This window comes from Anaerobacillus sp. (assembly GCF_046314235.1).
In the GTDB taxonomy this organism is placed as follows: domain Bacteria; phylum Bacillota; class Bacilli; order Bacillales; family Anaerobacillaceae; genus Anaerobacillus.
This window is the reverse complement of record NZ_JBKBWN010000005.1, coordinates 1-22772: the sequence shown is the minus strand read 5'-3', so window position 1 is coordinate 22772 and position 22772 is coordinate 1. Positions and strand designations below refer to the sequence as shown.

Sequence of the window (22772 nt, the reverse complement as noted above, 5' to 3'; positions counted from 1 at the left end):
GATGATCTTAAATGACAGTAAACGTTGATGAATTAGCAATTAATACAATTCGTACATTATCAATTGATAGTATTGAAAAGGCAAACTCCGGTCACCCAGGAATGCCGATGGGCGCTGCACCTATGGCTTATGCACTTTTTGCAAAGTATATGAATCATAATCCAAATAACCCTAATTGGTTTAACAGGGATCGCTTCGTATTATCAGCAGGGCACGGGTCTATGCTTTTATATAGCTTATTACATCTTTCAGGGTATGATCTGTCTTTAGAAGATCTACAAAGCTTCCGTCAATGGGGAAGTAAAACGCCAGGACATCCGGAATATAGACATACTCCAGGTGTTGATGCTACAACTGGTCCGTTAGGACAAGGAGTTGCAATGGCAGTTGGTATGGCGATGGCGGAAAGACATTTAGCTGCTGTATATAATAAAGAAAATTTCGAAGTCGTTAATCATTATACATATTCAATTTGCGGTGATGGAGATTTAATGGAGGGTGTATCAGCAGAAGCAGCATCACTTGCGGGTCACTTAAAATTAGGTCGTTTAGTCGTGTTGTACGATTCAAATGATATCTCTTTAGATGGAGAATTAAACAAAGCTTTCAGTGAGAATGTTGAGGACCGCTTTAACGCTTATGGCTGGCAAGTTATTCGTGTAGAACAAGGAAATGACGTAGCTGAAATCAATAAAGCGATTGAGCTTGCTAAACAAGACGAGCGTCCAACGTTAATTGAAGTGAAAACGACAATTGGCTATGGATCACCGAATAAGGCAGGTAAATCAGCTTCTCACGGAGCACCACTTGGTAAAGATGAAATCAAGCTTACTAAAGAAGCTTATAAATGGACATATGAACAAGAATTCCATATCCCTGAGGAAGTTACTGAACTATTTGCTGCTGTTAAAGAAGCTGGTATTTCTGAAGAAGCAAAGTGGAATGAATTAATGAAGCAATATGAAGAGCAATTCCCAGAGCTTGCTAGTGAATTAAAGCTTGCAATCAATGGTGATCTTCCAGCAGGCTGGGATAAAGACTTACCAGTTTATGAAGGTGGGAAAGATAATGTTGCTTCCCGTTCTTCTTCAGGAGAAGTATTAAACGCATTAGCAAAAAATGTTTCACAAATCTTTGGTGGTTCTGCTGATTTAGCATCTTCTAACAAAACAACGTTAAAAGGTGAAGCTGACTTCTCGAGAGATGACTATAGTGGAAGAAACATCTGGTTTGGAGTAAGGGAATTTGCGATGGGAGCAGCCTTAAATGGAATGGCACTTCATGGTGGTGTTAAGGTATTTGGAGCAACATTCTTCGTATTCTCTGATTACTTACGTGCTGCTATTCGTTTATCAGCATTAATGAACTTACCAGTTACGTATGTGTTTACTCATGATAGTGTTGCTGTCGGTGAAGATGGACCAACACATGAGCCTGTTGAGCAGTTAGCCTCACTTCGCGCAATGCCTGGTATCTCGATTATTCGTCCTGGTGATAGCAATGAAACAGCTGCAGCATGGAAGTTAGCTGTAGAAAGTAAAGACCAACCAACTGTCCTAGTATTATCGCGTCAAGATCTAATGACGCAAGAATTATCAGCAGAGCTTGCTTATGAGGGTGTTAAAAAAGGTGCATATGTAATCTCACCTGCAAACGGAAATAGTACTGGAGTCCTTCTCGCAACAGGATCTGAAGTTCAGTTAGCTGTTGAGGCACAAAAGCAACTTGAGAAAGAAAACATCTTTGTTTCAGTCGTAAGTATGCCAAGTTGGGACCGTTTCGAAAAACAATCACAAGAATACAAAAATTCCGTACTTCCAAAAGATATTAAAGCGCGTGTAGCTATTGAAATGGGTTCATCTTTAGGTTGGCATAAATATGTAGGTGACCAAGGGGCTGTTATCGCCATCGATCAGTTTGGTGCATCTGCTCCTGGTGAAAAAATTATGGAAGAGTATGGCTTTACAGTTGAAAATGTAATCGCAACTCTTAAAGCTACACTTTAATTATTTTTACGAGGCTGACTCTAATTAGTTGTAGTCAGCCTCGTATTTTTGTAAGTAACACTAAAAAACCTCAAGATCTGACAAAAATAGTGTTGCATTTCTCCGGTAATAGACAATTATCTCTTTGGACTTGCTTTATAGTTAAACTAGATTAAGCAAATGAGGCTTAGTACTATTAGAAGCTATATGCTTTTGTCGTGGAGGAATAATAAATGAGACACTATTACATCTATTTATTAAAGCCTGAAATCGCTACTAGCTACTTTGGGAAAGAATGGTTAATTTATCAACTTTTTGTTGATGGAGAAACTGTTAAAGGTGAACTAAGAACATTAGTCGAAAAACAAATTAAATATATTAGTGGGACAATTCCCACATTAAAAGTGAAAAAATATCTCGAGAAAACATTGAAATCGCGGACGGATTTTTATGTTTTAAACGACCATTTTTACTTGGACAACAAAGCATTGGATAGTAAGGCTGTACTTAAAGACCATGGTAGTATGCTAACAGTTACTGCTAGTGGCTCTTACCAAGCCGAAACAATCTTTTTTGAAGTACTGCGTCAAATTAACCCTGCGTTTTTTGCGATGGATTTTGAAAATCGAAATTATGGTTGGTTAAATCCAGTAAAACAAGTTAATTATATTTAATACTTTAATTCAATTATTAATTAGGTTATAATAAGATGATGCAAAATGCATGCCGTCTATTTTTTAGGCGCAACTAGAAGGAGGAAAAAGTTTTATGCTTTGGATCAATATTTTAGTCGGCGTATTATCTTTAATTGCCGGTGTTGCGATTGGCTTTTTTATTGCCCGCAAAACAATGATGAATTACCTTAAGAAAAACCCACCAATCAACGAAAAGATGTTACGCGTGATGATGATGCAAATGGGTATGAACCCATCGCAGAAGAAAATAACGCAAATGATGAAAGCAATGAATAACCAAATGAAGTAATAAAGGACAAGCACTCCAAATCGGAGTGTTTTTTCATACGGAAAAGAGGTTTTAATTATATGGTTGATGATGAATTTAAAATACCGAAATTATCTATTTTCCAATGGAATGAAGAAAACTGTTTAACGATTGACGTTCGCTCTCCGCTTGAGTTCAACGAGGCTTCGTTACCTAAAGCTATTAATATGCCAATCTTTGATAACGAAGAGCGAGCAAAGGTGGGAACAGTTTACAAACAGCAAGGTAAAACTGAAGCAGTCAAATTAGGGCTAAAAATCTTTTCGAAAAAAGTTCCTGAATTATTCAATACAATTTTAATGATGAAAGAACAGCATCCAAATGAACGAATCGTCATTTTTTGTGCTAGAGGTGGAATGAGAAGTAGTAGTATCACTTCGACATTAAATATGTTAGGAATTCATTGTTATCAACTTTCAGGCGGCTTTCGCGCTTATCGGAGTTTAATATTGGACAAGTTAGAGAATTTTTCAAAAATGTCGAAAAAAATTTATGTTATTTCCGGGAATACTGGTACAAAAAAAACAGCCGTTTTACAATGTCTAAAAGTTGAAGGTTATCCAGTTATTGATCTTGAAGGGATGGCCGGGCACCGAGGTTCTGCATTTGGCGGCATTGGTTTAAAGGCAAGTTCGCAAAAACAGTTCGAAGCGCTCCTGGTTGAAGAGCTAGAACAATATCAATCTTCTCCATATCTTATTATTGAGTCAGAAAGCAAGCGAATCGGAAATGTGATCGTTCCAGATTTTATTATCGAAGGTAAAAAAGGGGGGATTCATATTGAATTGCTTCTTCCACTGCAGGATCGAATTCAACATTTGATAGAGACATATCAGCCTGAAAAGTTTGAAAAAGAAATCATCGAAGCATTTATGGCGATAAAAAAACGAATGCAAAGACATATTGGGGAGGAAATACAGGGACTCTTGCAACATAAGGAATATGAAAAAGCGTTTGAAATGTTACTTACAACCTATTATGACCCCCAATATAGTTATGCAACGCTTCAATATCATCAAAGGATTAAACAAATTCACTTTACAAAGATACAAGAAGCAGTTGAAGAAATCAAAAATGTCATTAATCAATATGAGTCTAGACTTATTGAGTATCAGAGAATGGTATAAATACCATTCTTTTTTAGATGGCACTACAGAGTATCGTTTTTTAGTTAAAATTACAATACCTAAAAAATATTTCGACTTTAGAAGTTTTTTTGCTTCTAACAATCTCGTTTGTTTGGTAAAATTATGGTTACTTATGTAGTGCAAATTTAAAGGGACTCGAGGAGAAAAGGATGAAAGTTTTTATAGACTTAATGTGGTTCTTTAAAGAAGAGAAAAAAAAGTATTTGACAGGTATTCTATTACTAGCATTCGTGTCAATCTTATCATTACTTCCGCCGTATATCGTTGGGGTCATTGTCGATCATATTGAGGGTAGAACATTATCAATGACTATTTTATATTCATGGGGACTTATTTTGTTAGGTATCGCTATTGCAGTTTATATTTTTCGCTATTATTGGCGGATTATGATTTTTGGCGCTTCGATTCGCTTGGCGAGAAAGCTCCGTAATCAATTGTATGAGCATTTTACAAAAATGTCGCCTAACTTTTATCATTCAAGACGAACTGGAGATTTAATGGCACATTCAACAAATGATATTCGTGCCGTTGAGCAAACTGCAGGTGTAGGTATTTTAACACTTGTTGACTCGTTATTAATGGGAAGTTTCGTTATAATGACAATGGCATTTACAATTAGTTGGAAATTAACGCTGATTTGTTTAATTCCGATGCCATTTATGGCTTTAGCTACTAGTTATTATGGGTCTTTACTTCATGATCGGTTTGGAAAGGCACAAGCAGCATTTTCTAGCCTAAATGATAAAGTTCAAGAAAGTATGTCAGGTATCAGAGTGATTAAAACATTTGGCTATGAAAAAGAAGATGTTGAATCATTTCGTGAAAAATCAGAAGATGTTGTTCAAAAAAATATATCCGTAGCAAGAGTAGATGCATTGTTTGATCCAACGATTTCGTTAATCGTTTCGTTATCATTTTTCCTCGCGATTTTGTTTGGTGCTAGATATGTTGTAGCTAATGAATTATCAATTGGAGAATTGACTAGTTTTACAATCTATTTAGGACTATTAATTTGGCCGATGCTTGCATTTGGTTGGTTATTCAATATTGTCGAGCGTGGTCGCGCCTCATATAATCGGATATCTTCGTTATTAAGTGTTAAAGCAGATATTGAAAATTTAGAGGAGACAGTTTTAGAGCAACCTGTAGGAGATATAGAATACAAAATAAATCATTTTTCTTATAAAGAGGATGAAACGGTTCTAAAGGATGTTGGCTTTGCGTTGAAAAGAGGAGAAACTCTAGGAGTAGTTGGTAGAACTGGTAGTGGGAAAACAACATTAATGAAGCTATTAATGAGACAGTTTGACTTAATTGATGGCGACATTTATTTTTCAAATCGACCGATTAAAGACTACTCAATTGAGGCGCTTCGAGAGTCAATTGGTTACGTTCCTCAAGACCACTTTTTGTTCTCAGCGACGATTGCTGATAATATTGCTTTTGCAAAACCGCATGCAACGATGACTGAAATTATTGAAGCAGCTAAACTCGCATCAATCCATACCGATATTGTTCAATTACCTGATGGTTATGAAACGATCGTTGGTGAGCGTGGTGTAACGTTATCTGGTGGGCAAAAGCAACGAATCTCAATTGCAAGAGCCTTAATTGCTAGTCCAGAAGTGTTAATTTTAGATGATAGTTTATCAGCTGTTGATGCGAAAACGGAAGAAGCAATTCTTGAGGCGCTTCGCGAAATGAGAAAAGGAAAAACGACAATGATAACTGCCCACCGCTTAAGTGCAATAAAGCATGCAAACCTTATCGTTGTTTTAGAACGTGGAGAAATTATCCAAAAAGGTACACATCAAGAATTAATGGCGGTCGATGGTTGGTATAAAGAGATGTATGAAAAGCAAAAATTAGAAACACTAGTAGAGCAAGGAGGCTCAATCGATGAGTAAGAAAAATAAAGAATCGTTGTTATTTGAGCCAATGAATCAAAAAATCGTTTTTAAACGTCTACTAAGCTATACAAAACCACATCTGAACTGGCTAACAATAGCTTTTGTTTTATTGCTCCTAGGTACAGGTGCGCAAATTATCGGTCCCATTTTAGTAAAAATCTTTATTGATGACTACTTAACACCGAGAATTTTTGATTTTCAACCGTTGCTTTGGTTAGGGGTTGGGTATTTAGGATTGCACTTTGCAAGTGTAGCGATTACGTATGTGCAATTATTTTTGTTTCAAAAAATTGCCCTCCAAATCATTCAACAATTGCGTATTGACGTCTTTGAAAAAGTTCAAAACTTAGGGTTAGCTTTTTTTGATAAGTTTCCGACAGGTGGACTAGTTTCACGGATTACAAATGATACTGAAACAATTAAAGACTTGTATGTTAGTGTCTTATCTAATTACGTCCAAAACACAATGTTTTTAATTGGTGTTTTCGTCGCAATGTTCTATTTAAATGTTCAACTCGCTCTGTTTTGTTTGTTCATCTTACCAATATTACTCATGTTAATGCAAACATATCGGCGCTTCAGTTCAAAGTTTTATGCCGAGATGAGTGAAAAATTAAGTCAGCTTAATGCGAAAATTAACGAATCCATTCAAGGGATGACAATTATCCAGATTTTTCGCCAAGAAAAAAGATTGAGAAAAGAATTTGAAACGATCAATGATGAGCATCAAAAAGCTTGGTTAAAAAGTATTAAACTTGATGGACTATTGTTAAGACCTGCTGTAGACTTTGTTTCTATCATGGCTTTAATCCTTGTTTTAAGCTATTTTGGAATCACTTCTTTTAATAGTCCAGTAGAAATTGGAGTATTGTATGCCTTCATAAATTACTTAGATCGTTTTTTTGAACCAGTCAATCAAATGATGATGCGCTTATCAATTTTTCAACAGGCACTTGTGTCGGCAAGTCGTGTTTTTCGACTGTTAGATCATAATGAAATCGCGCCAACAAAAAAAGGTGAGGGGTATCCAATCATTGAAAAGGGTGAGGTTGAGTTTCGTAATGTCAGTTTTTCTTATGATGGGAATCATGAGGTACTCAAAAATATCTCTTTTACTGCCAAAAAAGGCGAAACTATTGCACTTGTCGGACACACCGGAAGTGGGAAAAGTTCAATCATTAATTTACTAATGCGCTTTTACCCAGGAGTGAAAGGTGATATTTTCATTGATGGTAAGCCTATTGAAACCTATGAAAATGAGGAATTGCGAAAAAAGATGGGCCTTGTCCTTCAGGATCCCTTCCTATTTGTTGGAACTGTCGAGGAAAACATTAAATTTTATAACAATGAATTAACAAAGGAAGATATTGTTGCCGCAGCAGAATTTGTTCATGCCGATCCGTTTATCAGAAATCTCCCTGGGGGGTATGATTCAAAAATCGGTGAGCGTGGTTCTACTCTCTCTAGTGGACAAAGACAATTACTTTCTTTCGCTAGAACGATTGCTTTAAATCCTATGGTACTTGTCTTAGACGAAGCAACAGCCAACGTTGATACAGAAACCGAAGGGGAAATTCAAAAAGCACTAGAGAAGATGCGCTTAGGCCGAACAACAATTGCAATTGCGCATCGGCTTTCGACGATCCAAGATGCCGATCAAATATTAGTCTTGCATCAAGGTGAAATTGTTGAAAGAGGAACACACCAAGAATTAATTCAACAAAGTGGTTTGTATCATAAAATGTATCTACTTCAGCAAGGAGATCACAAAGAGATCGAATCTGTTACTAGTGCTGAGTTAGCTTAAAGTTTCAAAAACAGTCGGTGAGAATCGACTGTTTTTTTATTGACAAAAATACTGTATGGGGGTATGGTATATTTAGAGGTGAATTACATGGAAAAAGATATTTTAAACATTCCTCTTCATCCTGAGAAGAGTCCGGCTGTCAAACGTAGAGAAGAAGAAAAGCAACGATTAGTTAATCGCTTGAAGCGAGTTGAAGGACAGGTAAGAGGGATTCAACGAATGATTGAGGATGATCGCTACTGTGTAGATGTCTTAGTTCAAGTTTCCGCTGTTTCAGCAGCATTGAAAAAGGTCGGCTTTACACTGTTAGAGCATCATACAAGGGGCTGCGTAAGTCAAGCTGTCTCTGAAGGTGATGGTGATGATGCGATTGAAGAACTAATGAAAGTAATACAACAGTTTTCCAAATCATAAAAAAGTTGGGTGATGAAACATGGGTGAGAAGAACATTCATTTAAACATTGGAGGCATGACTTGTGCTGCTTGTTCTTCACGAATTGAACGAGTATTGAACAAACAAGAGAGTGTATCTGCCTCTGTTAATCTAGCAATGGAAAAAGCTGCGATTAGTTTTGATCCAGCTCAAACTTCATTACAGGAAATTGAAGCGAAAATTGAAAAGTTAGGCTTTGAAGTGAAAAAGTCGAAGCTTGAATTAGATATTAAAGGCATGACGTGTGCTGCTTGTTCAGCTAGGATTGAAAAGGTCGTGAATAAACTTGAAGGTGTTAATCTTGCTACTGTAAACCTCCCCCTTGAGCGCGGTTCTGTGGAATACATGGAGGGGGTAATTAGCGAAGAAGAGATTATCAAACGGATTGAAAAAATTGGTTTTCAAGCTTCTGTTCGTAAAGAAGAAAAGCAAGAGTTGTCAAAAGACCAGGAAGTAGCTCGTCAGAAAAGAATGTTTATCATTGCGTTAATTTTCTCTTTACCATTATTTGTTACAATGATTGATCATTTTTATCCAGAACGAATGATCTTACCTCATTGGTTTATGAATGGGTACTTACAATGGGCGTTAGCCACTCCAGTTCAATTTTACGCGGGGCTTCAGTTTTACAAGGGAGCTTATAAGTCACTTCGTGGTGGAAGTGCAAACATGGATGTATTAGTTGCAATGGGTACATCAGCTGCCTATTTTTACTCCGTGTGGCTTGTTTTACAAGGAGACGTTTATCTCTTTTTTGAAACTAGTGCGGTTATTATTACCTTAATTTTGTTAGGGAAATTGCTAGAAGCAAGAGCAAAAGGTCGTACCTCAGAAGCGATAAAAAAACTTATGGGCTTGCAAGCGAAAAAGGCAATTGTTATCCGTGATGGAGACGAAATTGAAATTGCTATTGAAGATGTTCGGATGAATGACATCGTTGTCGTAAAGCCAGGAGAAAAAATACCAGTCGATGGTATTGTTGTTGAGGGGTATACAAGTATTGATGAGTCAATGTTGACGGGTGAAAGTATACCTGTTGATAAGAGTATTGATGATGAAGTCATTGGTGCAACGATTAATAAACACGGCTCATTTAAATTTAGGGCAACAAAAGTTGGCAAAGATACAACTTTGGCACAAATTATTAAAGTAGTAGAAGATGCACAAGGGTCGAAAGCGCCGATTCAACGTTTAGCTGACATTATCTCAGGATACTTTGTACCTGTGGCAGTACTAATTGCGGTCATTTCTTTTGTTACTTGGTATTTTATTCTTGGTGCAAGTTTCCAAGAAGCACTTATTAACTTTACCGCTGTTCTAGTTATTGCTTGCCCGTGTGCTTTAGGGTTAGCGACACCAACTTCAATTATGGTTGGTACGGGGCGTGGTGCTGAAAACGGGATTTTATATAAGGGTGGCGAACACCTAGAGCGAGCGCATAAGACAGACACTGTCGTATTAGATAAAACAGGAACAATTACAAAAGGTGAACCAGAATTAACCGATGTTATTCCAGTCGCTGGTTTGGAAGAAACTGAATTCTTAAAGTTGGCAGCTTCGATTGAGAAAGGCTCCGAGCATCCTCTCGGTCAGGCCATTGTTAAAGCAGCAAAAGACAAAAATATCACCCTCTCTAGTGTCGAACAATTTGAAGCAATACCTGGTCACGGTTTAAAGGCCGTTTACCAAGGTCAGGACGTATTGATTGGAACGAGAAAACTAATGCGCGAAAATCAGATTGATTTTCAAATGTTAGAAGCTGAAATGACTGAGTTAGAGTCTGATGGGAAAACGGCGATGCTTATTAGTGTAAGTGGAAAACTAAGTGGCGTGATTGCTGTTGCTGACAAAGTAAAAGAAAGCTCCAAAGAGGCCGTCGAGCAATTAAAGCGGATGGGTTATACTGTGATTATGTTGACTGGTGATAACGAGCGTACAGCGAATGCCATTGCCAAACAAGTGAACATTGATTATGTTTTCTCAGAAGTATTACCAGATCAAAAAGCGCAGAAGATAAAAGAATTAAAAGAACAAGGGAAAAAAGTAATCATGGTTGGTGATGGAATTAACGATGCCCCAGCTTTAGCACTTGCTGATATTGGCATGGCAATTGGAACCGGTACAGACGTTGCGATGGAGGCAGCTGACATTACGTTAATGCGTGGTGATTTGCGCTCAATTCCTGAGGCGATTAAGTTAAGCCGAGCGACAATGCGAAATATTAAGCAAAACTTGTTCTGGGCATTTATCTATAACTCAATAGGTTTACCGATTGCCGCAATGGGCTTACTTGCGCCTTGGATTGCAGGGGCTGCTATGGCATTTAGTTCCGTTTCTGTTGTTAGTAACTCTTTACGTTTAAAACGCGTAAAAATTAAATAATAAATCATGTTAGGGAGTTGTTGTAAATGGTAGAAGTAACGATTTCAGTTGAAGGTATGAGTTGTGGTCATTGTAAGGCTGCAGTAGAAGGAGCTTTAAGGAAACTTGATGGTGTTACAAGTGCTGAAGTAAATTTGGCTGCAAAAAATGTAACAGTGCAATTTGATCAAGGTAAAGTAACTGAAGAGACACTTAAAAACGAGATCGAAGAAGCAGGTTATGACGTAGTCTAACGTTGCTAAATAAATGAGACGGAGGCCAGTTGCCTCCGTTTTTTTCATCCAATCGGGAAACGATCATGCTTGTTCTTGCTTACTTCCTAATTCAAACACTATTATCTCCTTTCACATAATTACCACTATTTTTTTAATAATATAATATAGAATGTGTTATAATTATCAATATATTGTTTTATGAAGAGGAGGTCCAGCGCTAGTATGACGACTTATTTAGCTACTGGAGTTGCCATTTTTATGGCTTTTATGGCATTCTTTATTCGAATGAAGGCCGCAAAAAAACCAGCGACTATTAAAAAGATTGTGTTACCGCCGATGTTTATGTCAACTGGCTTTTTAATGTTCTTATATGAACCAGCACAGATAAGTTTTCTTCAAGTAATCGAAGCGCTAGCCGTGGGATTATTTTTCTCCTTATTTTTAGTTAGAACCTCAAAATTCGAAATTAAAGAAGAGAAGATATACTTAAAGAAAACTAAAGCGTTTTTATTTATATTAATTGGCTTACTATTAGTACGTCTTGTTTTAAAACACATTTTAGGTTTTTATATTGATCCAATCCACTTAAGTAGTATGTTCTTTATTCTTGCATACGGAATGATTATACCGTGGCGTATTTCTATGTATATTGGTTATAAAAAGCTGGAAAAAGAGCTTAAGACCACAAATCAGTCTAGCCAAATCCCTACAGAACCTGAACCAATTATTACAAATTAAAAAAAGAGGCTGTCCAAAAAGTGTCTAATACCACGCGGCTCCTACTAAATATAGACGTACAGATTTATCATATGTCTATATTAGGTGCCTAGCGGCGTCTGATACTTTTGACAGCCTCTTTCTTTATAAAAACTGTTGATATACAGATTTATCGATATTTTTTTCTGCTAGTTTTTTTATTAAAAATTTATGATCTCGTTTTGGTGTAGCCAAGCAATAACCTTTAATAATATGGTCCCTAGATATCAAATCAACCTTATCTTCTATAGCGAGTTCGCCGATCTTTCCTTTGATCTTGTCGCGAGCTACATCTCTGAACAGAGTAGGCACCGGTTCAACCAATTCTTCTAAAAAAGCCTTTCCTTCCTCATCCCAAAGATCTTTCGTTTGTTCGATATAGTGATCTTGCCAATCTAAAATTGACATACCATCTTCTTTTGGCATCTTCTTTAAAAACTTTCGAAACATGAAATAGCCACCGATAGACATAAGGACAAAAATAAATACTGACCAAATAACCATAAACCACATGAAATATTCATTTGGCATTTCAACGTCACCCTCTAAATAGTTTACAATATAAAAAATATTGTAGCATAAAAAACTGATGAATGTTAACTTTGAGAACTATTAAGCTTATTCATAGTTAATTAGACCTAAAAAATGTGAAAAAGAAAGCGTTTCCATTTAGCTTTTAGTATGCATATGGTATATATAAAGATAGAGAAAGAGGAGGAGACACAATGGAGAGAAACTATAAACATTTTGAAACAAAAGTCATTCACGCAGGTTACGATTCGAAAGAACATTTAAACAGTTTATCAACACCGATTTATCAAACATCAACATTTACGTTTGAAACGGCAGAACAAGGGGAACGTTTTTTTGCGGGTGAAGAAAAAGGGTACATTTATTCTAGATTGGGAAATCCTACGGTCTCAGTATTACAAGAGAAGGTAGCTGAAATTGAAGAAGGTGAAGCGTGCTTAGCTTTTGGGTCAGGAATGGCAGCTATTTCCGCAGTACTTCTTTCGTTAACAAAGGCCAATGATCACGTTTTAGTTTCTCAAGGTGTTTATGGTTGTACTTACGGTTTGTTAACGTTGATGGAAGAGAAATATAACGTTACTCATGATTTTTCTTTCATGGAAAATGAAGAAGAAATTAGAAATTTAATTAAACCAGAAACTACCTGTATTTACATCGAAACTCCAATTAATCCGACAATGAAATTGATAGATTTAGAAATGGTAGTAAAAATAGCGAAGGAATATAATATCCCTGTTGTCGTTGATAATACTTTTTGTTCACCATACTTACAAAAGCCAATTCAGCTGGGGTGTGATGTAGTTGTTCATAGTGCGACGAAATATATATGCGGACATGGTGATGTGGTAGCGGGGTTAGCAATCGCAAGTCAAGAATTAATAAGTAAAATTGCGATGACTACACAAAAGGATATAGGTGGCATTCTCGCCCCTTTTGATGCATGGCTGTTGCTTCGAGGCTTGAAAACATTACCAATTCGGATGGATAGACACTGTGATAACACTATAAAACTTGTTGAATGGTTAAAAACGGAACCAAAGATCAAGTCAGTTTATTATCCTGGTGATCCTAACCACCCAGACCATGAGATTATGAAAAAACAAATGAAACATGGTGGAGGACTTTTCTCATTTGAAATAGAAGGTTCGAAAAAGCAAATCCAAACGTTTATGAACGGCTTAAAGATGATCAAAATTGCCGTTAGCCTAGGCGATGCAGAAACATTAATTCAACATCCGGCTACAATGACACACTCAGTTATTCCTGAGAAAGTTAGATTATCAATGGGTATTACCGATCAATTGATCCGTTTATCGGTTGGACTTGAAGCTTGGGAAGATATTCGTGATGATATAAAACAAAGTCTTGAACGAATGTAATAAAAAAATAGATGATTATGCGATGCTGTCTATATTCGGCATCGTTTTTCTTTACAAAACTTCTGAAAACTCCATTAAAGATACCTTTATTTAATTTATATATTAAAAAACAGCCATATTACTTGCTTAATTACTACCTACTTGAGGTAGAATAAAGATTAACATCTATATGCTTAATGAATGAATTTCATCATAAAAATTAATTAAAACATTAAGCTACATCTATCTACTTGAGAATGCTTTAACTCAGCTAGATAGATGTCTTAGTGGTTCTTAGCGGCACTGTAAGTATTATGAAATTCAAAAAGCTTTGCTTGTGTATTACAGATAAGAAGGGAAGTTGAAACAACTATGGTCAAACAACAAATTGGAGTTGTCGGGGTTGGAGTAATGGGGAAAAGTCTTGCCCTAAATTTTGAAAGTAAAGGGTTTTCCGTTGCTATTTTTGATATTGCAAAAAAAACGATCGACGAGGTCCTACAACGACATAAGGATAAGAATATGATCGGTACTGTAGACGTCGGGGAATTTGTTAATTCCTTAGAAACTCCTAGAAAAATAATGTTAATGGTAAATGCAGGTGAGATTACCGATAAAGCTATTAATTCACTACTACCTCATTTAGAAGAAGGTGATATTCTAATTGATGGTGGAAATACATACTTCGTTGATACGATCCGTCGAAATCGATATTTAGCCGATAAAGGTATTAACTTTATTGGGGCTGGAGTGTCAGGTGGGGAAGAAGGAGCATTAAAAGGACCTGCGATTATGCCTGGAGGACAGCGTGAAGCCTATGAAAAAGTCCAATATATGCTTGAAAAGATTTCTGCGAAAGTTGATGGGGAACCTTGTTGTACGTATATTGGTCCAGACGGAGCAGGTCATTACGTAAAAATGGTCCACAACGGAATTGAATACGGAGATATGCAACTAATTTGCGAAGCATACTTTCTGTTAAAAAATACGCTTGATTTAAGCTCAGAAGAATTTCATCAAACCTTTTTAGAATGGAATAAAGGTGAGTTAGACAGTTACTTAATTGAAATCACTGCAGACATATTTACAAAAATCGATCCAGATACTGGTAAGCCTTTAGTCGATGTTATTTTAGATACGGCAGGTCAAAAAGGAACAGGGAAGTGGACAAGTGTTAGCGCTCTAGACCTCGGTGTCCCATTACCGATCATTACTGAATCTGTCTTTGCCCGCTTTCTTTCAGCAATAAAGGAAGAACGTGTTCATGCAAGCACCGTTTTAAGAGGGCCGAAAAAGCCTGAGTTGTTAACAGAGAAGCAGGATTTGATTGAAGCTGTCCGAAAAGCATTATATATGAGTAAAATTTGTTCGTATGCTCAAGGGCTTGCGCAATTAAAAGCAGCGTCTGAAGAATACCAATGGAATTTAGACATCGGAAGCATTGCTATGATTTGGAGAGGCGGTTGTATCATTCGTGCAGGGTTCTTACAGAACATTAAAGAAGCTTTTGATAAAGACCCTAAGCTTACCAACCTCTTATTAGATTCGTATTTCCAAGAAATTGTGGTCTCTTATCAGGACGCATTACGTGATGTTATTTCAATTGCCGTTCAGCATGGGATCCCAGTTCCATCATTTTCAGCTGCGCTTTCTTATTATGATAGCTACCGCACTGCTACGTTGCCAGCTAATTTACTTCAAGCCCAACGTGACTATTTTGGAGCGCATACCTATCAACGCATTGATAAAGAAGGTACATTCCACACCAATTGGCTAGAAAAATAGTGAGGAATGTGTAGAACGTAAAAGTTCACCCTTATGTTACCGCGTCTCAAGTATTCATTACACGATAACTTTGCTGACGATTACGAAGCGGTAGGTATTCAAGTAGGAACTTAGTTAGGATTTTAGTAAACGTATAAAAAGGGCTGACGTAAAGACTTTAATGTCTTTACAGTCAGCCCTTTATTATTTTCGTGAAATATCTACTAATGTACTACATTAACCCTTCAAACAAAAGTACACGTGCAGGCGCGGCGTCTGTCCCTATCAATTTTAAAGGGGCAGCTACCATAAAGTAAGTACCTTCTTCAACGTCCTTTAATTGTAATCCTTCAATTATGATAATGCCATTACCAAATAACGTTTTATGTGTTGGGTGCCCTTCTTGGCTCCGCTCAACACCAAGCGCATCGACACCAACACCGCGAATTTTTTTCTCGGTTAATAACTTTGCACCACACTCAGCTAAATAGACAAATTCAAAATTGAACACATCATCGCTTGAATTTCTTGTTTTAAACAAGATAAAATCATTTTCGGTAATATCGAAGTCTTGGAGATGATCGGCAGTAATTCCACCTTCTACATTCGTGAGATCGAATACTTTGCAAGTGCCGACTAACTTTTCCAAATTAAGTGTTTCAAACGTCTCGCCATCATTAATCATATGTAACGGTGCATCAATATGAGTTCCTGTATGAACGTCGATAGACAGTCGTGATTCGGTTACGTAACCGTTTGTAACTTTTTCAAATTTTGGTTGCTTTTCTGGTTTATTCTTGTAAACAGGCATCCCTTCAAAGATAGGCGCGGTAATATCATACATTTTCACTTTCATTTCCCCTTTCAAGCATTTAGATTGTGTAATCACTTTCGTCGGTGATTGGCCACCAATGGAAACCATCATCTGCAAGTAGCTTGTCTGCGATTTTCGGACCCATTGAGCCAGATTCGTAATTTGGGAAATCGGTAGGTGTTGAATTTTCCCAAACTTTAGAAATAATATCGACGAAACTCCAAGAGAGGGCAACTTCATCCCAATGCGTAAAGTTTGTAGCGTCTCCAATAATGCAATCATTTAAGAGTTTCTCATAAGCTTCAGGCGTATTCACTACGTCTTGACAGCTACTACAGAAGTCTAGTTTAACTGGGTTTGTTTCACCTGATAGCCCAATTTTCTTGCCGTTTAAGACAATTGAAATCCCTTCATCCGGTTGAATGTGAATAATAAGCAAATTCGGATGCATTTCCTCTTTTGATTTATAGTATAAATTCATTGGTAAATTTTTAAATTGAATCACGATCTTTGTAGACTTTTCAGTCATACGTTTCCCTGTGCGAATATAAAAAGGAACGCCCGCCCAACGGAAATTATCAATTACCAGTTTTCCAGCGACAAATGTTTCTGTTTTTGATTTAGGATCAACATTTCCTTCTTCACGGTAGCCGTTTACGGTGTTCTCATTGACGATGCCACGTCCATATTGGCCACGTACAAAATAACTGTCGACCTCATTTGGAGTCATTGGTCTTAGTGCTCTTAGGGCTTTGATTTTCTCTGTGCGGATCTCTTCAGTTGTTAAACGATTCGGAGGTTCCATTGCAAGAAGAGCGACCATTTGTAACATGTGGTTTTGAACCATGTCGCGTAATGCGCCAGCATGATCATAGTAGCCGCCACGATCTTCAACGCCAAGCGATTCACTTGAAGTAATTTGAATATTAGATATGTACCGGTTATTCCATAATGGTTCGAATATGGCATTCGCAAAACGAATTACCTCAATATTTTGGACCATTTCTTTACCGAGGTAATGATCAATTCGGTAGATTTCATCTTCAGTAAACGCTTCGCGAAGATCATCATTTAGTTTTTGAGCCGACTCGTAATTATGTCCAAAAGGTTTTTCGATAATGAGACGGTTCCAGCCAGTTGTGTTTGTAACCCCATTAGCCTTTAGATAAGAGGCGATTGTCCCAAAAAACTGAGGGGCCATTGCCATGTAGAAAATGCGATTTTCAGGAATACTAAACTCCTCGTCTAAGTTGGTAATTAGATCATTTAAATTGGTATAGGACTCAGTATTTGTTACATCAAAAGATAGATAATGGAAGTGGTTAAGAAACTCATTTATGTCTTGGTCAACATCGATTTTAGATTCTTGAATGGAAGTTGCTACATTCCTTCTAAAAGTATCGTTTGACCATTCACGGCGCGCAGCCCCAACAACAGCAAAGTTACTAGATAATTTCCCTTTTTTGTATAAATTATAGATCGAAGGAAAAAGCTTTCTCTTTGCTAAATCGCCTGTAGCTCCAAAGATAACAATTACACATTTGTTTGCACTATCTGTCTTCACAATTAAATCCTCAATTCTATTGTTAATTTGCTATTAGATTATCCAAATATCTACTTGGGTATTTCACTAAATAACTTTAAACCTGAAAAAACTAACCGACCAAGTCAAAAAGAATGGCGATTTTATATAAGGAATCCAACTAAATAAAACTAAAATAATTGCGATGTAAACCTGTTTAGAAACCTCTTGATATAGTAAGCTACAAAAGCTTCAAAAGTCAATTAAGAAGGCTCAAGTTTAAATCGTCACCTTTTTTTGTAGGTGAAATTTAAGTAGGGTATTTTTGAGTGAAGAACTATATTTTAGGGAGATAGAAAAAGGGAAATTTTTACGCTTCTCCAAAAGGCATAGAAACGTACTCTATGCCTATTTGCAAAAGCGAATTGTTTTTGCGGATTAATGTTACCTTGTTTTTCTCGGTTTTCCTTTTGGCGCTGTGTCTTCTAAATTTACTCCTGTTAATTGAGCAATTACTTTTGGAACTTCTGTATTATCAAAAACACCGTTAAATACTTCAGCCCCAACACCGTAAGCGAAAATTGGTACCATGTTTCCGGAATGACCACCTGTACCACTCAATGAACGAATTTTAGAATTCATCGCACCACCTTGATAGTGGTCTGCGATAATTGTTCCAATTTCCCAGCCTATTCTAAAAGTTGGGACTCTTCTTCCTTGGTTATCTAAAATACGTTGATTAAATTGCTCAACTTGCGAATCGGTTAGTTGAATGTCAGCATACTTGCTAAATATACCTTTTATACTCTCTGTAGTGAATCGATTAGCACCATTATCAAATACTAACTCATTAACCATATATTCAGGTGTAACAGGTATCCCTTTTAGTTTATTAATATTCATTGGTTCAGCGGCTGCAATACCCATTGTTTCATGATCAGAAAGTGCAACAACTAGCGTATTACCATCTTTTTTAGCCCAATTAACGGCATATTCTACAGCATTATCAAATTCAATCGTTTCTTGCCAGATACTAGCAAAGTCAGCAGCATGCGCCGCGTGATCAATTCTAGCCCCTTCAATCATCGCAAAAAATCCTTTATTACCTTTAGTTCCTCTATTTAAAAATTCTAGTGTCTTTTCTGTCATTTCTGTAAGTGTTGGTTCTTTACTATTTAATTCGTCTCTGTCGATCTTATAGTTCATAAACGAGTCATTGAACAAGCCTAATAACTTTTCTCCTGTTGCAGCATTTAATTCATTTCTATCGGTTACATACGTATAACCTTTATCTTGGAACTTTTCAATTAAATTGACGCCGTTTTGCCTTTCGGGAGTAAAGAATTCTTTCCCGCCTCCTAGGATTACATCAATATCTTTTGCAAATAATTGACGAGCAATTTCGTCTTGACCAGCCCGAGTTCGAACGCTAGCGTAAAAGGCAGCAGGAGTGGCGTCTGTAGCAGTATTCGTTGAGACAAAGCCTACTTTTTTTCCAGCAAGCAAAGATGCATCCAAAATACTATCTAGTTCAGTTCCGTCAGGAGTAATTCCTAGCATTGTATTATTTGTTTTTTTTGCGGTTGCTAGTGCTGTTCCTGCAGCCGCTGAGTCGGTGACGAAATTGTCAGCTGAATACGTTTGGGATAGCGCTACATGCGGTAAACTTTGCATAAACAACCGTCCCTCTTTGCCATGCTCAAATAATCGAGCGACTTCCATTTGTCCCATTCCCAGACCGTCCCCAATTAGAACAATGACGTTTTTCGGTTTCTTACCTGGAGGGACTATTCTTTTCTCTAATAATCTTACCGTTTCATTTGCTTGTCCGTGGAATTGAACACCTTGTTGATTAGTCATTCTACGTGAAGGGCGATTATGATCTATGTTTTCGCTATCACGCAAAGGAACATAAAGATCTCCTTGCTGAATAGGTTCGTTCTCAAACCCTTCGTGTTTTTGCCCACCTGGTATTAAATGAATTTGTTGTGGTGGTATCTTTTGATTCTCTTGAGTAAGGTTTGCTTCAGCATTACCTGTAACTTGTTGAATTGGTCTAGCAACATGTGGAGTAGTTCCTTGTGCATTAAGGCCACATCCACTAATAAAAAATAACGATAAAAAAAACACATAAAATACTTTATAAATTTTCATAAGAACCTCTGCTTTCTGTTTGAAATTTGTTGATAAAAATATTGTTGCCCTAATAGACAAATTGCGCCTAAGTAGATATTGGAAAACATGAATTCGTCTATTAAATTCGCAACATTTTTTCTGCATAAATGCTTATGAAAACTAAGTGGAGATAAGGGGTGGGGAGGACGAAGGGAGATCCTTCTTTATTGGTTTCTATTTAATGTGTGCTACTACATAAATTATTTTAATATAGTTAAACCAATGCGTAGGAATTTAGAAGAAATAAAAAAGGTGTTGACGAGAGAAAAGTATTTATGTTAAATTATATATCCACCCGCTACTGAAAGGTGCTGATCAACAGAAAGAAAAACCAAGTAAAGATATTCTAAGATAACTTTATTGTTCAGCTTGCGATAGTAGATGTCTTTCGAAAGAAGTTAGGGTAGCTAGAGAACATTAAACATATAAGGGGCCTTAGCTCAGCTGGGAGAGCGCCTGCCTTGCACGCAGGAGGTCAGCGGTTCGATCCCGCTAGGCTCCACCATAATAATTTTAAGTAATATTATTCTTCATTTGGCGGCGTGGCTCAGCTGGCTAGAGCGTACGGTTCATACCCGTGAGGTCGGGGGTTCGAATCCCTCCGCCGCTACCAATTTAATTTCCTATATGATACGGAGGAATACCCAAGTCTGGCTGAAGGGATCGGTCTTGAAAACCGACAGGCGGGTTAAACCGCGCGGGGGTTCGAATCCCTCTTCCTCCTCCATATAATATAACTGGACCCGTGGTGTAGCGGTTAACATGCCTGCCTGTCACGCAGGAGATCGCCGGTTCGATCCCGGTCGGGTCCGCCATTCCTATATAAATGTAAATAATTTTATATTCCGGAGGGGTAGCGAAGTGGCTAAACGCGGCGGACTGTAAATCCGCTCCTTAGGGTTCGGCGGTTCGAATCCGTCCCCCTCCACCATGTTTATTTTTTTGTTTTTATGGGCATAGTTTATTGGTAGACAATTGTTCTTAAAATATGGCGGTCGTGGCGAAGTGGTTAACGCACCGGATTGTGGCTCCGGCATTCGTGGGTTCGATTCCCATCGTTCGCCCCATAATATTTTTTAGACATTGGGCTATAGCCAAGCGGTAAGGCAACGGACTTTGACTCCGTCATTCTCTGGTTCGAATCCAGATAGCCCAGCCATTTTCTTGAAGTAACTTTGCGCCCTTAGCTCAGCGACGAGCAACACATCGTTGGTTAGGCTACGAGTTGTTTCGACGCATACGCATTGAAGCATGACGAGAAGAGGAAGAAACAGGATGCTACAAAGCGATACATCGTCCGAAAGCATCGTGATTAAACTTCTTTGATATACTACATGCGCCCTTAGCTCAGCGACGAGCAACACATCGCTGGTTAGGCTACGAGTTGTTTCGACGCATACGCATCGAAGCATGACGAGAAGAGGAAGAAACAGGATGCTACAAAGCGATACATCGTCCGAAAGCATCGTGATTAAACTCTTTGATATTACTAGCGCCCTTAGCTCAGCTGGATAGAGTATTTGACTACGAATCAAAAGGTCGGGAGTTCGAATCTCTCAGGGCGCACCAATTTTTTTTAATCCTTTAATTTAAGGTTTATGTTTTTAAACAATGCGGGTGTAGTTTAGTGGTAAAACCTCAGCCTTCCAAGCTGATGTTGTGAGTTCGATTCTCATCACCCGCTCCAAATCAATTATTAATTTTTTTGCAATTATCGCGGGATGGAGCAACGAGCAATGCATCATGAGTATGCTCCGAGTTGTTTCGACGCATTATCAACAGAGGAATGCTAGTAGAGGAAGAAACAGTCTTTTCGTTACTAGGATCAGGAATAAAATTATCTTTATTTTATATTATCGCGGGGTGGAGCAACGAGCAATGCATCACGAGTATGCTCCGAGTTGTTTCGACGCATTATCAACAGAGGAATGCTAGTAGAGGAAGAAACAGTCTTTTCGTTACTAGGGTCAGGAATAAAATTATCTTTATTTTATATTATCGCGGGGTGGAGCAACGAGCAATGCATCACGAGTATGCTCCGAGTTGTTTCGACGCATTATCAACAGAGGATTGCTAGTAGAGGAAGAAACAGTCTTTTCGTTAACTAGGATCAGGAATAAAATTACCTTATTTTATATTATCGCGGGGTGGAGCAGTCTGGCAGCTCGTCGGGCTCATAACCCGAAGGTCGCAGGTTCAAATCCTGCCCCCGCAACCAATCTAACTGTTATGGCTCGGTAGCTCAGTCGGTAGAGCAGAGGACTGAAAATCCTCGTGTCGGCGGTTCGATTCCGTCCCGAGCCACCATCTTTTGCCGGCCTAGCTCAATTGGTAGAGCAACTGACTTGTAATCAGTAGGTTGGGGGTTCAAGTCCTCTGGCCGGCACTCTTAACTCTTTTATAATAAGAGCCATTAGCTCAGTTGGTAGAGCATCTGACTTTTAATCAGAGGGTCGAAGGTTCGAATCCTTCATGGCTCACCAAAGTTATTTGGAATGTAAAATAACTTTCCGTATGCGGGTGTGGCGGAATTGGCAGACGCGCTAGACTTAGGATCTAGTGTCATTGACGTGGGGGTTCGAGTCCCTTCACCCGCATTTTATTCACGATCTTAGTTCATAACGTAAAGATTTATATAAAAAGATCTATAAAAAAGATGTTGCACAAGATAAATTATTGTGATATAATTAAATTCTTGTCGCTAAAACGACAGTTAATTGTTCCTACAGTTACTCGTAGCAATATTGCACGATTTGACTATAAGGTAGTTAAAAAAATTGTTCTTTGAAAACTGAACACACAGCCAAGCGAATTAAAGAGATAGCAATATCTCGTCAATGTAACAAAAATTTTTGAGCTATATCAAACACTTTTATGGAGAGTTTGATCCTGGCTCAGGACGAACGCTGGCGGCGTGCCTAATACATGCAAGTCGAGCGGAGTTGAAAAAAAGTTTACTTTTTTTCTTCT

The 22772-nt window shown here is 37.8% G+C and carries 16 protein-coding genes, 14 tRNA genes and 1 rRNA gene; 27 read left to right on the top strand and 4 right to left on the bottom strand.

What is annotated here, in order from left to right; all coding sequences use genetic code 11:
• Nucleotides 1-11 precede the first annotated feature (11 nt).
• The 10 genes from tkt (at nt 12) to ACK4M9_RS08050 (ending at nt 11620) form a co-directional block, all read left to right on the top strand.
• Nucleotides 12-2006 carry a transketolase gene (gene tkt / locus ACK4M9_RS08095; RefSeq protein WP_409849235.1) on the top strand — a complete coding sequence of 665 codons (1995 nt, stop codon included), beginning with the start codon at nt 12-14 and terminating at the stop codon, nt 2004-2006.
• A 212-nt stretch (nt 2007-2218) separates the two neighbouring features.
• A complete protein-coding gene (sirA, locus tag ACK4M9_RS08090; RefSeq protein ID WP_409849233.1) occupies nt 2219-2659 on the top strand; it encodes a sporulation inhibitor of replication protein SirA in 441 nt (146 codons plus the stop codon).
• 94 nt (nt 2660-2753) lie between these two features.
• Nucleotides 2754-2969 carry a YneF family protein gene (locus ACK4M9_RS08085; RefSeq protein WP_409849231.1) on the top strand — a complete coding sequence of 72 codons (216 nt, stop codon included), beginning with the start codon at nt 2754-2756 and terminating at the stop codon, nt 2967-2969.
• A gap of 59 nt (nt 2970-3028) precedes the next feature.
• Nucleotides 3029-4114 carry a tRNA 2-selenouridine(34) synthase MnmH gene (mnmH, locus tag ACK4M9_RS08080; RefSeq protein WP_409849229.1) on the top strand — a complete coding sequence of 362 codons (1086 nt, stop codon included), beginning with the start codon at nt 3029-3031 and terminating at the stop codon, nt 4112-4114.
• A gap of 170 nt (nt 4115-4284) precedes the next feature.
• Entirely contained in the window at nt 4285-6042 is a 1758-nt protein-coding gene (locus ACK4M9_RS08075) for an ABC transporter transmembrane domain-containing protein (protein WP_409849227.1), read from the top strand.
• Nucleotides 6035-7852: an ABC transporter ATP-binding protein gene (locus ACK4M9_RS08070; protein ID WP_409849225.1), complete on the top strand. Its 1818-nt coding sequence runs from the start codon at nt 6035-6037 to the stop codon at nt 7850-7852. The genes ACK4M9_RS08075 and ACK4M9_RS08070 overlap by 8 nt, the downstream gene beginning before the upstream one ends.
• Before the next feature lie 87 nt (nt 7853-7939).
• The gene (locus ACK4M9_RS08065) at nt 7940-8266 is read left to right on the top strand and encodes a metal-sensing transcriptional repressor (RefSeq protein WP_409849223.1); all 327 of its coding nucleotides are present in this window, start codon (nt 7940-7942) and stop codon (nt 8264-8266) included.
• Nucleotides 8267-8285: 19 nt separating this feature from the next.
• On the top strand, nt 8286-10667 hold the full coding sequence (locus ACK4M9_RS08060) for a heavy metal translocating P-type ATPase (protein WP_409849221.1): 2382 nt from the start codon (nt 8286-8288) through the stop codon (nt 10665-10667).
• A 26-nt stretch (nt 10668-10693) separates the two neighbouring features.
• Nucleotides 10694-10900 (top strand): copper chaperone CopZ, encoded by a 207-nt coding sequence (gene copZ / locus ACK4M9_RS08055; RefSeq protein ID WP_409849219.1) that lies wholly within the window; start codon nt 10694-10696, stop codon nt 10898-10900.
• A gap of 204 nt (nt 10901-11104) precedes the next feature.
• On the top strand, nt 11105-11620 hold the full coding sequence (locus ACK4M9_RS08050; protein WP_409849217.1) for a CcdC family protein: 516 nt from the start codon (nt 11105-11107) through the stop codon (nt 11618-11620).
• Between the two features lie 123 nt (nt 11621-11743).
• Here the strand turns inward: ACK4M9_RS08050 and ACK4M9_RS08045 are convergent, their stop codons facing one another.
• Nucleotides 11744-12169, bottom strand: coding sequence for a DUF2621 family protein (locus ACK4M9_RS08045; protein WP_409849215.1), 426 nt, complete (start codon nt 12167-12169; stop codon nt 11744-11746).
• Between the two features lie 194 nt (nt 12170-12363).
• On the opposite strand from ACK4M9_RS08045, the gene megL reads away from it, so the two are divergent.
• Entirely contained in the window at nt 12364-13548 is a 1185-nt protein-coding gene (megL, locus tag ACK4M9_RS08040; protein WP_409849213.1) for a methionine gamma-lyase, read from the top strand.
• Between the two features lie 351 nt (nt 13549-13899).
• Nucleotides 13900-15312, top strand: coding sequence for an NADP-dependent phosphogluconate dehydrogenase (gndA, locus tag ACK4M9_RS08035; RefSeq protein WP_409849211.1), 1413 nt, complete (start codon nt 13900-13902; stop codon nt 15310-15312).
• 211 nt (nt 15313-15523) lie between these two features.
• Here gndA and ACK4M9_RS08030 read toward each other — a convergent pair whose 3' ends face one another.
• The 3 genes from ACK4M9_RS08030 to ACK4M9_RS08020 form a co-directional block, all read right to left on the bottom strand.
• Nucleotides 15524-16141 carry a cyclase family protein gene (locus ACK4M9_RS08030; protein ID WP_409849209.1) on the bottom strand — a complete coding sequence of 206 codons (618 nt, stop codon included), beginning with the start codon at nt 16139-16141 and terminating at the stop codon, nt 15524-15526.
• Nucleotides 16142-16163: 22 nt separating this feature from the next.
• The gene (zwf, locus tag ACK4M9_RS08025; RefSeq protein WP_409849207.1) at nt 16164-17669 is read right to left on the bottom strand and encodes a glucose-6-phosphate dehydrogenase; all 1506 of its coding nucleotides are present in this window, start codon (nt 17667-17669) and stop codon (nt 16164-16166) included.
• Nucleotides 17670-18071: 402 nt separating this feature from the next.
• Nucleotides 18072-19781, bottom strand: coding sequence for an alkaline phosphatase (locus ACK4M9_RS08020; RefSeq protein ID WP_409849205.1), 1710 nt, complete (start codon nt 19779-19781; stop codon nt 18072-18074).
• A gap of 450 nt (nt 19782-20231) precedes the next feature.
• Here ACK4M9_RS08020 and ACK4M9_RS08015 point away from each other — a divergent pair.
• The 15 genes from ACK4M9_RS08015 to ACK4M9_RS07945 form a co-directional block, all read left to right on the top strand.
• Nucleotides 20232-20307: transfer RNA gene (locus ACK4M9_RS08015), tRNA-Ala, on the top strand.
• 31 nt (nt 20308-20338) lie between these two features.
• A tRNA-Met gene (locus ACK4M9_RS08010) sits at nt 20339-20415 on the top strand.
• A gap of 21 nt (nt 20416-20436) precedes the next feature.
• A tRNA-Ser gene (locus tag ACK4M9_RS08005) sits at nt 20437-20529 on the top strand.
• Between the two features lie 12 nt (nt 20530-20541).
• Nucleotides 20542-20617 (top strand) — tRNA-Asp (locus ACK4M9_RS08000).
• A gap of 32 nt (nt 20618-20649) precedes the next feature.
• Nucleotides 20650-20733, top strand: a tRNA-Tyr gene (locus ACK4M9_RS07995).
• A gap of 60 nt (nt 20734-20793) precedes the next feature.
• Nucleotides 20794-20869 (top strand) — tRNA-His (locus tag ACK4M9_RS07990).
• Nucleotides 20870-20886: 17 nt separating this feature from the next.
• Nucleotides 20887-20961: transfer RNA gene (locus tag ACK4M9_RS07985), tRNA-Gln, on the top strand.
• A gap of 333 nt (nt 20962-21294) precedes the next feature.
• Nucleotides 21295-21371 (top strand) — tRNA-Arg (locus ACK4M9_RS07980).
• A gap of 44 nt (nt 21372-21415) precedes the next feature.
• Nucleotides 21416-21489: transfer RNA gene (locus ACK4M9_RS07975), tRNA-Gly, on the top strand.
• Nucleotides 21490-21943: 454 nt separating this feature from the next.
• Nucleotides 21944-22020: transfer RNA gene (locus ACK4M9_RS07970), tRNA-Met, on the top strand.
• Between the two features lie 13 nt (nt 22021-22033).
• Nucleotides 22034-22109: transfer RNA gene (locus tag ACK4M9_RS07965), tRNA-Phe, on the top strand.
• 6 nt (nt 22110-22115) lie between these two features.
• Nucleotides 22116-22188, top strand: a tRNA-Thr gene (locus tag ACK4M9_RS07960).
• Nucleotides 22189-22209: 21 nt separating this feature from the next.
• A tRNA-Lys gene (locus ACK4M9_RS07955) sits at nt 22210-22285 on the top strand.
• Between the two features lie 33 nt (nt 22286-22318).
• A tRNA-Leu gene (locus tag ACK4M9_RS07950) sits at nt 22319-22399 on the top strand.
• A gap of 274 nt (nt 22400-22673) precedes the next feature.
• Nucleotides 22674-22772: ribosomal RNA gene (locus tag ACK4M9_RS07945) — 16S ribosomal RNA — on the top strand; the annotation flags it as partial.

Coding starts and splice junctions, on each gene's coding strand:
- tkt (WP_409849235.1), top strand. CDS start 12: ATGACAGTAAACGTTGATGAATTAGCAATTAATACAATTCGTACATTA.
- sirA (WP_409849233.1), top strand. CDS start 2,219: ATGAGACACTATTACATCTATTTATTAAAGCCTGAAATCGCTACTAGC.
- ACK4M9_RS08085 (WP_409849231.1), top strand. CDS start 2,754: ATGCTTTGGATCAATATTTTAGTCGGCGTATTATCTTTAATTGCCGGT.
- mnmH (WP_409849229.1), top strand. CDS start 3,029: ATGGTTGATGATGAATTTAAAATACCGAAATTATCTATTTTCCAATGG.
- ACK4M9_RS08075 (WP_409849227.1), top strand. CDS start 4,285: ATGAAAGTTTTTATAGACTTAATGTGGTTCTTTAAAGAAGAGAAAAAA.
- ACK4M9_RS08070 (WP_409849225.1), top strand. CDS start 6,035: ATGAGTAAGAAAAATAAAGAATCGTTGTTATTTGAGCCAATGAATCAA.
- ACK4M9_RS08065 (WP_409849223.1), top strand. CDS start 7,940: ATGGAAAAAGATATTTTAAACATTCCTCTTCATCCTGAGAAGAGTCCG.
- ACK4M9_RS08060 (WP_409849221.1), top strand. CDS start 8,286: ATGGGTGAGAAGAACATTCATTTAAACATTGGAGGCATGACTTGTGCT.
- copZ (WP_409849219.1), top strand. CDS start 10,694: ATGGTAGAAGTAACGATTTCAGTTGAAGGTATGAGTTGTGGTCATTGT.
- ACK4M9_RS08050 (WP_409849217.1), top strand. CDS start 11,105: ATGACGACTTATTTAGCTACTGGAGTTGCCATTTTTATGGCTTTTATG.
- ACK4M9_RS08045 (WP_409849215.1), bottom strand. CDS start 12,169: ATGCCAAATGAATATTTCATGTGGTTTATGGTTATTTGGTCAGTATTT.
- megL (WP_409849213.1), top strand. CDS start 12,364: ATGGAGAGAAACTATAAACATTTTGAAACAAAAGTCATTCACGCAGGT.
- gndA (WP_409849211.1), top strand. CDS start 13,900: ATGGTCAAACAACAAATTGGAGTTGTCGGGGTTGGAGTAATGGGGAAA.
- ACK4M9_RS08020 (WP_409849205.1), bottom strand. CDS start 19,781: ATGAAAATTTATAAAGTATTTTATGTGTTTTTTTTATCGTTATTTTTT.